Below are 12,729 nucleotides of genomic sequence, written 5' to 3'. Positions count from 1 at the left end.
GATGACCAGGTCCGACATAATTCGCCTGACCCGCCCGCATTTGTCGGTCGGGGCCGCTAGGTTCGGCGCATCGACAGCGGCAGGGGGCTGGAAACCCCTGCTCATTGGATGTTTCATGCCCGGATTCGGGCGTCTGGAAGGCGGGGACCGTTGGGTTGGCTGGCAGCGGGCGACGGGTACGAGGTCGCCCTCATGGAGGGCCGGGTGGCGGCGCGAGCCACCTCCGGCCGGGCGGCGGGACGGCAGCTGAAATCGCTGCCGAAGGCGCTGCGTGATCACCCCGAGGTGGACCGGCTGCGCCGCCTCGCCGAGTGGCTCGACCGCCACGCCGCGGCGTGCGTGGCGCAGGTGGACCTGTGGATGGTGTCGTCCCTGCCCGTGCCGACCGGGCTGCTGGCCCGGGTGTGGCCGGACGAGGCGTGGCAGTCGGCGCTGCGCGACCTGGCCGTGGTCGGCGACGACCCCGACGAGGTGGGCTTCCTGCGCGACGCCACCGAGACCGGCGAGCTGCGGCTGGTCAACCTCGACGGCGAGACCGTACGGCTGTCGCCGTCCACGGTGACGCTGCCCCACCCGGTGCTGCTGCCCGACCTCGACGACCTGCGGGAGTTCGCCGCCGAGCTGGGCGTGGTCCAGAAGGTCGAGCAGATCCACCGCGCCACCTGGCGCAAGCCCGACGGCATGGACGGCCGGGCGACGACCGTGACGGAGTTCTCCGGCGGGACGTACGACTCCCGCTTCGGCCTGGCCGCGCGGGCCACTGGGCTCGGCTACCGGGTCACCGGCGGCTACGCCACCTGCCGGGTCCGCGACGCCGGCGCCATCACCGAGGCGAGCGTCTGGATCGGGGAGCCGTACTGGGAGGACGAGGTCACCACGGGCGGCCTGACCTGGCACGACCTCGACGGCAAGTCGCTGCCGTTGCGGGAGGTCGGCCCGGTCGCGTGGTCGGAGGGCATGCGGATGGCCGCGGCGCTGTACGCGGGGCGCAAGGTCGAGGAGGGCAAGGACGCATGAGCGAGGACATGCTGAAGGCGGGGGCGATCCTGCCGCCGGGCACCGAGGGCGCGGGCGAGGGCGCCGTGCCGATGACCGCCCGCCGCTACCGGCACCCCGGACTCGACGACCGGGTGGTCGTGCGCCTGGTCGCCGGCGAGCTGGGCGCGGCCGAGGATCTGGCGGCCGGGTTCCTGGGCCTGGCGGCCGACGGGGAGCCCGAGGTGGTCGGGCTCGGTTTACGGCGTTCGCTCGGGTTCCCAGAATGGGTGCTGGTGCACCACCCCGACGACGGGCATCACGCGCTCGCCGTCGTGCCGGAGCTGGAGCGCGTCGCCCGTCAGGCCAAGTCCAAGCCGAAGAACGCGCTCGACGGCTACCACGAGCTGGCCCGCCGGCTCGCCGCGTCCGTGCCGCACTTCCTGCCCACGTTCTACGAACAGGCCGGGCGGGTGTTCACCGGCGTGGAGAACGCCACCTACGCCGCCCAGATGTTCTCCAGCGCGCGCAAGGCGGAGGCCGAGCACGGGCTGGAGGTCGACGAGGACCGGCTCGACGAGGTGTTCCTGGAGTTCGGGCTGGCGGGGGCGCTGCCGGTCAAGGTGCTGTCCGGCTACGCCAAGGAGCTGGCCGGCCGGGTGTCCGCCGACGAGGCGCTGCGCCGCTTCTCCCTGCTGTGCCTGCGGCGCACGGCGGGCGGGCTGCCGCCCTCGGCCCAGATGGCCACCGACCTGCGCCGCCTGGCCAGGGCGGCCGGCATGGACGCCGACGCGGCCGAGCAGTCGTACCTGCGCGAGCTGCTCGCCCTGCCCGCCACACTGCGGGCCGCCACCGGCTGGTGGAAGGCCCATCGCACGGCGATCGGGACGCTCGGCAGGCAGGACCCCGAGGTGCGCGCGACGCTGCTCGCCGTCATGCCGCAGGGTCACGACGGCGAGCTGTCCGGCGTGTGGCTGGACGTCCTCGAGGCCGCGGGCGCCATCGACGAGCTGGTCTCGGGCAAGGTGCCGGAGGACGGCGTGTCGGGCTGGCTCCGGCGCTTCCTCGCCGCCCGCAACGCCGCCTGGGGCCTGCCGCCGCGGCTGCCGATCCTCTACTCGCTCGTCGAACGGGCCGCCGGCCGGCTGCGTGCCGAGCTCGCCGGCGCCGCGACCGGGCTGACGGACCCGTACGACGTCGATCTGCTCGACCTGTTCCTCGCGCTCGGCCTGCCGGTGGCCGACCCCGGCCAGGGCGACTCGCTGCGGCTGGAGCACTGGTCGCAGGGCGAGGGTCAGCGCGACCTGACCGCGCTGGCCGCCGACGGCAGGTTCGCGAAGCCGTTCGAGCGCGCGGCCTACTCCTTCTCCGGCGACGGCGACGGGCTACGCGCCGTCCGCATGCTGGCCGCCTCCGACGGCGGCCGGCCGATGCTGGCCGGGTGGGTGCGCAAGGTCGCCGCGCAGTCGACGTCCGCGGGGCTGCCCGAGCTGCCCGACGCGCTGCGGCGGCTGTCCTGGCTGCCGGGCGAGGCCCTGGTCCTGGCCGAGGACGAGGTACGCCAGGCCGCCGCGGCCAACATCTCGCCCGTGCTCGCCCGTACGCTGCGGGCCGGGATCTTCGACGAGCTGGGCTGGCCGGCCTGGGAGGAGGCGGCCGCGACCCTCGTACCGAGGAAGGACGTCGACGACATCGTGGTCGCCGACGCCTGGCCGTACCTGATCGCGGGGGGCTCCCAGCAGGTCCGCGTGCTCGACCACGAGGGCACCGTGCTCACCCACGACCTGCGCGTCCCGCCCAACGACACGTGGGGCGACATCGGCTACCACTACGTCGACGGCGACCTGCTCGTCTACTGGCCGTCCCGCGCCGCCGACAACGCCTTCCGCGGCTACTGGCACACCTCCGCCGACCGCGTCCACGCCATCGACACCCAGGGCGGCAGCACCCGGGGCACGCGCCTGGACTGGTACCGCGGCGACGACCCGGTCACCCTGCCGCTGCCCGGCGGCGGGCGCACCACCGGGTACGGCGTGCTGCACCCCGGCGACACCACCGTGCCCCTCGAACGGTCCGTGATCAGCGACGGCACCTCCTACTGGGTGTGGACCTGGGACGGGTCCGACCACGACACCCTCGGATGGCACGAATACGACCCGGCGAGCGGGCAGCACGGCAGGAAGAGCATGCCCGCCTTCCTCACCGACGTCCCCGCGGGTTCGACGTTCGAGCGGGGCTGGGTGCTGCCCGCCCCGTCCGAGGAGGCGACCCCGGCGGGCGTGCCCGCGGGCGGGCTGTTCGGCTGGCGGGTGACGCGGCTGCCCGACGGCTCGCTGCGCGGCGAGGACACCTCCGGCCGCGCGGTCACCCTCCCGCGCGGAGACCGCTCACCGGTGCGCATCCTGACCTTCCCCGGCGCCGACCGGCACATGACCGTCCTGAAGGGGAGCTACCGGGTCGAGCTCGCCGACGCCGACGGCGTGGTCACCGCCACGGCCAAGACCGACGCCGCGCCCGGCGTGTTCGGGGAGGGCACGATCATCCTGCCGCCGCTGCGCTACTGGCACTGCCTGCGGCCGAGGGACCCCGAGGGGTCCGCCGCCCTGCGCGGGCTCGACCCGGACACCGCCGCGCGGCTGCTGGCCGGGGCCCTTGAGGAGGACCTGCCGGCGCGCATCCGGGAGCTGCTGCCCCAGGTCAGCCACGACGGGCTGGTGGCGGGCATCGCCGGGATCGTCCGGTTCGCCGCCGCGCAGCAGGCCGCGCTGGACGCCGTCGCCACCAGGCTCACCGAGTCCCTGGCCGGCGGACACCGTCGGCAGGCGCCCGTGGGCCCCACGGACCACGAGCTTCAGGAGGCGCTCAGCGGGCTGGCGGTCTCCACCTCCTACTACTGGCGCAACCAGGTCGACGGGGCCTTCCAGCAGATCCAGACGATCCGGGCGCTGGCGGAGCAGGCCCCGGCCGGGGTGGGCCACGTCCACCTCGACCGGCCGGAGCTGCCGTTCGCCAGCCTGGAGTGGGAGCCGCTGCTCGACCACCTGGCCGCGGTGGCCTACCGCACCGGATCGGCGGCCGTCCCCGAGGAGCACCGTGTCGCGCAGGAGCGGCTGCTCCACGCCCTGGCCGAGGCCGGGCTGCCCACGTCGGCCGACCCGTCCCGGTGGCGGCGCGTCACCGCGCACCTGCCCGAGCGGTATGTGAAGAAGCCCGACGGCAGCTGGCGCGACGGGAACTGGCTCGGGGGCCTGCCGCTGGACGGCGGCGCTTTCCTGGCCTTCGTCGAACACGTCGGCGAGGGCGGGACCCGGTGGACCGCGCTGTTCCACGACCCCTCCGGGCGGTTCGAAGCGCCTCAGCCGTACACGCTGAGCGCCTCCGGCCCGGTCGGCGTGGATCGTGCGCAGGGGTGGCTGGAGTCGTTCCGCGCCGAGCTGGCCGAACGCGGTCCCGCGCCCTGGCGGCCGGAGGCGGCCGAGGAGTTCTCCCGGCTCACCGGCGTCTCCCTGACGACGGCCCGGCTGATCGTGGCGGGCCTGCCGTCCGTCGACGGGTACGAGCACTCCTTCCTCACCAAGGAGACCCGCACCCTGATCGGCGTGAAGGTGACCGACGCCGGCACCGCCCGCGACGAGCTGCGCAAGGTCGGCGCCGAGGTCCGGCGGGCGGTCCTCGCCGCGCTGCTGCCCCTGGAGCCCGCCCGGCTCTGGAGCGACGGCCCCGACGTCGCCGCCGCGGCGGCCGTCTGGAACGACAAGGTCGGCCCTCAGACGGCCGTCCCCGAATGGCTGCTCGGCGAGGCGTCCCGCACGGTCAGGACCGGCTGGGACACCGGCCGTGCGCTGCGCGCCCTCATCGACCCGGCCGGCGAGCCGGAGCTCGGCCGCGACCTGGTCTGGACCATCCAGGGCGACCGCGCCAGGCCCGCCGACCCGAACGCCACCGGCTTCACGGCCGACACCCTCCACACGACCATCCTCATGTCGCGCTGGCTCGCGCACCGGCTGCCCGCGGGCGACCCGGTCCGGGCCGCGCTGCCCGGCGCGCTGGCCGCCGTGCGCGCCCGGCTGGCCGGCCCCGACCTGCTGCTCGACCTCGGCCGGTACGTCGACCTGCCCGCCTTCCGCAAGGCGGCCGGCGTGCCCACCGAGACCGGCGAGGGGTACGAAAGGTACGGCGCCGTCCTGATGGCCACCGCGGACGACCGGCCCGCGCCGGCCGTGCGCGTGTCCCTCCTGGACGCGGCCGGTGACGACCCGTACCTGCGGGCCCTCATCGGGTCGGAGGAGCCGTTCCCGGTCATGCTCGCACTGGCGACCATCCGCGACCCGCGCTTCGAGGTCCTGCTGGCCGATCCCGGCGACCCGCTCGCCGGGGAGCGCGGCGCCGACGGCACGTGGTGGCCGCAGGATCCCGGCCGGTCCGTGCCCTCCCTGGTCGTCGAGGTGGCCAAGGAGTACGGGCTGGGCGAGGACGCCGCCGCCGCGTACCTGATGCTGCTGGCCATGCCCGACCCGACCGACCGCAACGTGGCCCGGTGGACCGGCTGGAAGCCGGCCCGGCTCAAGTCGGCCCACGCCGAGCTGGCCGATACCGACCTGGTCGTGCGGGCCACGCGCCAGCGGGCGGGCCGCTCGCTGTTCCTGCCCGGCGGGTGGACGGCGCAGAGCGCGCCGCGGCTGCCGCTGGAGCAGTGGAAGCTGCCGCTGTTCGACCTGACGGGGCACTCCGGCGTGCCGCTCGTGCCCATCGAACCCGCCGCCGACCTGTACGCCAGGGCCTGGGGACGGGTGCGGGACGGGGACGCGCCGCGGTTCGAGGAGCTGAAGGTGAAGCGCGGACGCCGCCGCTGACCCTGCCCGGGGCGCGCCCCCTCCCCGGGGCGCGCCCATCCATTCACCGATCACCCAGAGGACCTCTCTTCTCATGACCTTGACCGAAGATCGCGCTCCCTCGGCCCGGCAGGTGCTGCCCGCCGAGGAGCGCCACGCCGCCGAGCTCGCCTTCCTGGCCGCCCACGACTCCGGCCCCCGCCCGCCCGGCTGGGCGCTGACCCCGCGCGCGGTCGTGACCTTCATCTGCGGCAGCGGCGACGAGCCGCTGGACGGCCGGATGAAGATCGCGCCCAAGTTCGTCGGCGAACGCGCCCTCGTCGAACGCTGCGTCGTCACCCTCGCCGGCGAGCGCGGCCTGCTGCTGGTGGGCGAGCCCGGCACCGCCAAGTCGATGCTCTCGGAGCTGCTGGCCGCCGCCGTGTGCGGCACCAGCGCGCTCACCGTCCAGGGCACCGCCGGCACGACCGAGGACGCCTTCCGCTACGGCTGGAACTACGCCCTGCTCCTCGCCCAGGGCCCCAGCCGGACGGCGCTCGTCGACTCGCCCGTGCTCACCGCCATGCGCTCGGGCCGGGTCGCCCGCGTGGAGGAGATCACCCGCTGCCTGCCCGAGGTCCAGGACGCCCTCGTGTCGATCCTGTCCGACCGGCGGGTCAGCGTACCCGAGCTGGCCGGGAGCGAGGACGGGCAGGTCCCGGCGGCGCCCGGGTTCACCGTCATCGCCACGGCCAACCTGCGCGACCGGGGCGTCTCGGAGATGTCGGCGGCCCTCAAGCGGCGCTTCAACTTCGAGACCGTCGGCCCCATCTCCGACGCCGACGCCGAGGTCTCGCTGGTGCGCCGCCAGGCCACAGCCGTCGTCGAGCGCGCCGGAGCGAGCTTCGGGGTGGACGACGCGGTGCTCGACGCGCTGGTCACCGTCTTCCGCGACCTGCGCTCCGGCCGCTCCGCCGAGGGCTGGGACGTCGAACGCCCCGGCACCGTCATGTCCACGGCCGAGGCCGTGCAGGTGGCGGCCTCGCTGGGGGTGGCGGTGGCGTACCTGCCCACCGGCGACGTGCTGGACCTGGTGCCCGGCCACCTGCTGGGGGTCGTGCGCAAGGACGACCCGGCGGACCACGGGCGGCTGCTGGGCTATTGGGACGGGCCGGTGCGCAGGCGCGCGGAGGACGGGTCGGCGATGTGGCGCCGGCTGTGGGACCTGCGGGAGAACCTCCGTTGACCTCCCAGAACCCCACACCGTCCACCCCGGCCACGGCTCCCGACCCGGGGGCCGTGGCGGGCGCGGCACCCGATCCGGCGGCCATACCGGGCGCGGCACCCGACCCGGCGGCTGCGCCGGGACTGGATCCGCGGGAGGCGGTCGCCGCGCTGGCGGCCTCGTCGCGGCCGTACCTGCTGGGGGTGCGGCACCACAGCCCCGCCCTGGCCGCGGTGCTGCCCGCGCTGCTGGACGCCGCCGACCCCGAGGTGGTCTGCGTAGAGCTGCCGGCGGACTTCCAGCCCTGGCTCGTACACCTGGCCGACCCGGGGACCCACGCCCCGGTGGCGCTCGCGGGGGCGCGGGGCGACGACAGCGGGCTCGGGTTCTACCCGTTCGCCGACTTCTCGCCCGAGCTGGTGGCCATCCGGTGGGCCTGGAAGCGCGGGGCCGAGGTGGTCTGCTGCGACCTCCCGCTGTCCGACCCCGGCTGGCACGCCGCCGCGCAGGCCCCCGTGCACACACCTTCCGGCGGCTCCTCCAGTGCCGACGCGGACCCGCGGGGCGTCTCGTTCGCCGACGGGCTGGCCAGCACCGGCCGCGAGGGCGACGACATGTGGGACCGCGCCGTCGAGGTCCTCGCCCCCGGCTGCGAACCCGAGGCCGTCCGCCGCGCCGCCCTCGGCGTCGGCTGGGCCCTGCGCCGCGACGCCGAGGCCGCGGGCGGGGTGCCCGCGATGGACCTGGCCCGCGAAGCCCACATGCGCCGCGTCCTCGCCACCGCCGCGGCCGATGGTCGTCGCGTCGCGGCGGTGATCGGCTCCTTCCACGCCCCCGCGCTCCCCGTGCCCGCCGACGAGACCGCCTCGCCCGAGGCCGCCGCCCCGCCACCGGGGTCGCCAGCGCCCGTGACCTCGCTCGTGCCGTACGCGTTCGACCTGCTGGACTCCCGGTCCGGCTACCCGGCCGGCATCAGGGACCCGCGCTGGCAGCAGGCGGTGTTCGAGGCCGGGGGCGATCCCGAGAAGGTCCGGGACGGGGCCGCGCGCGCCATCACGGGCCTGTGCCGGGAGCTGCGCTCGGCCGGGCACACAGCGGGGACCGGCGAGGCCGTCGAGACGCTGCGGCTCGCCTGCGACCTGGCCCGCCTGCGCGGGCTGCCCGCGCCCGGACGCGGCGAGCTGCTGGAGGCGGTGACGACCGTGCTCGGCCAGGGCGAACCCCTCGGCCGGGGACGGGCCCTGGCACGGGCGCTGGACACCGTGTTCGTGGGCACCGAGCGGGGCAGGACCTCGCCCGGCACGCCGCGTTCCGGGCTCGGGCCCGCCGTGGAGGCCGATCTCGCCGCCCTGCGCCTGCCGTGTCCCGACAACCCGGAGCCCCGGGAAGTACGGCTCGATCCGCTCCGCTCCGACCTCGACGCCCGCCGCGAGGTCGCCCTGAGGCGCCTGCTCGCCTGCGGCGTCACCTACGGCGAGCCGATCCAGGTGATGGGAACGGGCGACGGCGCCGCGCTCACCACCCGGTGGCGGCTGGCCTGGACCCCCGCGGTCCCGGCCCTGCTGGACCTGGCGGGCGTACGCGGTGTGACCCTCGCCCAGGCCGCGGCCGGGACGCTGCGCGAGACGTACCGCCGCGAATCTGCGGACGGCGGCCCGACCTGCGCGCTCATCCTCGACGGCCTGCGTACCGCCGCCGGCTGCGACCTGCCCGACCTGGTGGCCGACCGCCTCGCCGACGCCGCCGTCGCGCTGCCGGCCACCGCCACGCTCGCCGAGCTGCTCCAGGCCCTCGACCTGCTGGAGGCCCTGCGCCGCCGGCACCTGCCCGGCACCACGCCGGAGGGTCGCGAGCACGCCGCCGAGCTGTCCGGCACCCTCCTGGAGGCCGCGGTACGCGCCCTGCCCGGACTGGCGGGCAGCGACCAGCCGGAGGACGCGGTCGCCCTGGTCGCCCTCGCCTCCCGGGCCGGAGAGGAGCGCCTGGGCCTGCGGATGGACGACGCCCTGGCGGTGCTCGCGCGTACGGCCTCGCCCCTCATGCAGGGCGCGGCCCTGGCCGCCCGGGTGCTGCTGGACCTGGACGGCTCCGCCTCGCTCGGCGACCGGGCGGCCGGCTGGGTCGACACCGCGACCGGCCCCGACGGCCGCCTGCGGCTGAGCAGGCTGCTGACCGGAGTGCTCACGGCCGCCGGCCCGCTGCTCCAGTCGGCCCCCGCGGCGCTCGACCCGCTCATGAACCGGGTGGACGGGCTCACGGACAAGGAGTTCCTGGACCGGCTGCCGGCATTGCGCGGCGGGTTCGACACGCTCAGCCCGGCCGGGCGCACCCGGCTGCTGGCGGTCGTGTCGGAACGGCTCGGCGACCGGCTCGACGTGGCCCTGGAGGCTCCGCCGTCGCTGCTCGCCCTCTGGACCGCCGCCGACACGGCCGGTCTGGACGCCCTGCGAGCGCTCCGGCTGCCCATCCCGGCCCTGACGACCGACCCGTCCACCCCGCAGGAAGCATCCGCGGACGAAGCGCGGATCCCCGCTCAGGCCGAGGTCGCCGACATCAGGCGGAGGCTGCGGCCGGCGGACCGGTGGCGGTTGCTGCTCGGCCGGGAGTCCGAACGGCTGCCGGCGGACGCCCGCTCGTACGCCCGCGCCCTGGACGAGCTGTACGGGGCGGGCCGCGGCGAAGGCGCCAACGACTTCGAACCCGCTCCAGGGGACGCGGGCGGCCGGGAGGCGCCGTTCCCCACGGCACGTGAGTGGTCGGAGGAGCTGGAGTCGCTGTTCGGCGCCGAGGTGCGCGAGGAGGTCCTGGCCCGCGCCGCCGACGCCGGACGCCCCGACGTGCTGACCGAGCTCGACCCCGCCTCCGTCCGCCCGTCGGTGGAGCTGCTGACCTCGGTGCTGTCCCTGGCGGGCGGCCTGCCGGAGCAGCAGGTGGCCAAGCTGCGCCCGCTCGTACGCCGCCTGGTGGACGAGCTGACCCGCGAGCTCGCCACCCGCCTGCGGCCCGCCATGACCGGGGTCGCCACGCCGCGCCCGACCCGCCGCCCCGGCGGCAGGCTGGACCTTCCGCGCACCCTGCGCGCCAACCTGCCGTACACGCGCCGCCTGGACGACGGGAGGCTCGTGGTGGTGCCCGAACGGCCGGTGTTCAGCACGCGGTCCCGCCGGGAGGCCGACTGGCGGCTGATCCTCGTGGTCGACGTGTCCGGCTCCATGGAGGCGTCGGTGGTCTGGTCGGCGCTGACGGCCGCCGTGCTGGCGGGGGTGCCGACGCTGTCCACGCACTTCCTGTCGTTCTCCACGCAGGTGATCGACCTGACCGACCGGGTCGACGACCCGCTGTCCCTCCTGCTGGAGGTACGGGTCGGCGGCGGCACGCACATCGCCGCCGGGCTCGCCCAGGCCCGTACGCTGGTCACGGTCCCGAGCCGCACGCTCGTCGTGGTTGTCAGCGACTTCGAGGAGGGTTACCCGATCGGCGGCCTGCTCGGGGAGGTACGCGCGCTGGCCGGTTCCGGCGTGCACCTGCTGGGCTGCGCCGCGCTGGACGACCAGGGCGTCCCTCGCTACTCGATCCCCATCGCCCAGCAACTCGTCGCGGCCGGGATGCCCGTCGCCGCGCTCAGCCCGCTCGCCCTCGCCCGATGGGTGGGCGACCGCCTCCGCGGAGAACACCGGTGAACCCCTCCACGTCAACCACTCCCGAAACGGTCCCGTCCGGTTCTGCAGGCGGGCCGCTGCCGCCGGTGACGCCGGACGTGGTCGCCGCCGCCGTCGAGGGCCTGACCTCGCGGCTGCGCAAGAAGCTGGACGCCGCGATCGAACAGTACGCCGCCCTGCCCGTCACCGCCGGCGGCGAGGGCGTCCAGGTCACCTGCGGTGAGGACGCGGTCGTCACGCTCTCGCCGGCGCCCTCCGGCGTGATCGACGACGGTGACCAGGTGCGGTGCAGTTGCCTGCTGGCGCCGCGTTGCCTGCATCGCGCCGCCGTGCTAGGCGCCTGCCCGATCGCGGACGCGCTCCCCCATCCGCCCGCCGCCGACGCACAGGCGGCCACCCCTGACGGAACCACGCCGGGCGAGCCCGTGCCCGACGGGGCACCGCCTGGTCAAGCCGGACCCGGTGACGCGGCGACGGCCGGACCGGCACCGGGCGACGAAGCCGACGGGGAAGGGGCCGGGTCCGTTGAAGCGGCGGGCCCCACGGCGGCGCAGGTGGCCGGGTCCGTCGGAGCCGCAGTCCCCACGGCGGCGCAGGTGGCCGCCGCGACCGGGCTGTGGGCCGCCGCCGCGGCCGTGCTCTCGGCCGGGGTGCCCGCCGCCGGCGCCGTCCCCCAGGCCGAGTTGCTGCGGGCCGCGCACACCGCCCGCCTGGCGGGGCTGCCGGGCGCGGAGGCCGCCGCGCTGCGCGTGGTGCGGGGGCTGCGGTCCGCCCGCGCCCGCCACGACGGCCACCGGCTCGCCGACCTGGTCTCCGCCCTGCGCGAGCTGCTGCTCACCGCGGGCCGGCTGGCCGGGGCGGACCCCGACCCGGCCCTGGCAGGCACCGTACGGCGCAACTACGAGCCGGGTGGGAGCCTGAAGGTGTACGGGGTGTTCAGGGAGCCGGTGATCAGCGCCACCGGGTACGGCGGCGTGGTGACGCACCTGGTGGCGGACGACGGCCGCTGGTACTCGGTGGCCGACGTCAAACCGGGCGGATCGGCCCGTGCCCGTGGGGCCGCCACCGCGCCCGTCGCCATCGGCCCCGCCATGCTGAACCATTCCCAGCTGGCCCGCGCCGGGCTGCTGATCGTCGGCGCCACCGTCTCCCCGGACGGGCGTCTCGGGGCGGGCAAGGGCGTACGGGCCACGCCCGTCTCCGGCATGCCGTGGACGGATGGCCCGATGGCGGCCCTGTTCGCCAGGCCGCTGGCGGAGGCGGCGGGCACCCGGCTCTCCGGTCACGCCTGGAGCGAGTCGGACACGGAGGAACGAGCCCGCGAACCGGTCGGCCGCGACCTGGTCATCGTCGGCGCGGCCGGCGACCACGTACTGGCCAGGGAGCTGCTCCCCCGCTCCGACGGGACTCTTCTCGACAGCCCCGGCTACGGTCCGCTGATCCGGCTCGTACCGGCGAGCCACCATCCGGACCTGGCCCACGTCGAGAACCTGCGGCGCCTCGCCTCCCGTCCTGGGCTGGCCGTGCGAGTGGTCGGCCGGGTTGAGCCCGACCGGGTGGCGACGCTGCTGCCGCTGGCGGTCGGCCCGGTCCCGGGCACCGAGGCGACGCTGCGCCTGCCCCCCGAATGGCAGGGGCACGCCGACCTCGGGTACGACCGCCTCCAGGGAGCCCACCTGCCACCCCAGGACGCCTGCCTGCCGCCCCCGGACGGCGACGAGGTGGACCCGGTGGCCGGCGCGCCGCTGTGGCGGGTACGCCGGCTGGTCGAGCTGGCCGTGTCCGGCGGGCGGCGGGCGGTGGCCGAGTCGGCGCGCAACGGCGAGTCGTACGCCCAGCTGCGCAGCGCCGGGTTCCAGGCCGCCGCCGACCTGGTCACCGAGCTCACCGCCGAGGCCGACCGCCGCAGCCGCGACGTCTTCGGGCGGTTGGCGGACACGGGGCCGGATCGGTACGCGTGGGCGTGGGTCGCGGCCTCCACCCACCTCGCCGCCACGGAACGGGCCATGATCCAGGCCTCCTGGCAGCTCGACGACGCCCTCTGATGACGCCCCCCGCG

Annotated in this window: 5 protein-coding genes; all 5 read left to right on the top strand. The window is 76.2% G+C overall.

Going from position 1 to position 12,729, the window contains the following annotated elements; genetic code table 11:
- The first annotated feature begins 150 nt into the window (after window positions 1-150).
- Window positions 151-1,017 carry a DUF4132 domain-containing protein gene (locus ABZS69_RS28090; protein WP_355377763.1) on the top strand — a complete coding sequence of 289 codons (867 nt, stop codon included), beginning with the start codon at window positions 151-153 and terminating at the stop codon, window positions 1,015-1,017.
- Window positions 1,014-5,828 (top strand): DNA-binding protein, encoded by a 4,815-nt coding sequence (locus ABZS69_RS28085; protein WP_355377761.1) that lies wholly within the window; start codon window positions 1,014-1,016, stop codon window positions 5,826-5,828. The genes ABZS69_RS28090 and ABZS69_RS28085 overlap by 4 nt, the downstream gene beginning before the upstream one ends.
- Before the next feature lie 73 nt (window positions 5,829-5,901).
- The gene (locus ABZS69_RS28080) at window positions 5,902-7,032 is read left to right on the top strand and encodes an AAA family ATPase (protein ID WP_355377759.1); all 1,131 of its coding nucleotides are present in this window, start codon (window positions 5,902-5,904) and stop codon (window positions 7,030-7,032) included.
- Window positions 7,029-10,691: a DUF5682 family protein gene (locus tag ABZS69_RS28075; RefSeq protein WP_355377757.1), complete on the top strand. Its 3,663-nt coding sequence runs from the start codon at window positions 7,029-7,031 to the stop codon at window positions 10,689-10,691. Before ABZS69_RS28080 ends, ABZS69_RS28075 begins: the two co-directional genes overlap by 4 nt.
- Complete coding sequence (locus ABZS69_RS28070) at window positions 10,688-12,715, top strand: hypothetical protein (protein WP_355377756.1); 2,028 nt, start codon at window positions 10,688-10,690, stop codon at window positions 12,713-12,715. Before ABZS69_RS28075 ends, ABZS69_RS28070 begins: the two co-directional genes overlap by 4 nt.
- Window positions 12,716-12,729 lie beyond the last annotated feature (14 nt).

This window comes from Nonomuraea sp. NPDC005650 (assembly GCF_040605375.1).
Lineage (GTDB): Bacteria > Actinomycetota > Actinomycetes > Streptosporangiales > Streptosporangiaceae > Nonomuraea.
This window is presented reverse-complemented; position numbering and strand designations above follow the sequence as displayed.

Bases quoted from the DNA above. Each gene is read 5' to 3' on its own strand.
- ABZS69_RS28085 (WP_355377761.1), top strand. From the start codon at position 1,014: ATGAGCGAGGACATGCTGAAGGCGGGGGCGATCCTGCCGCCGGGCACC.
- ABZS69_RS28080 (WP_355377759.1), top strand. From the start codon at position 5,902: ATGACCTTGACCGAAGATCGCGCTCCCTCGGCCCGGCAGGTGCTGCCC.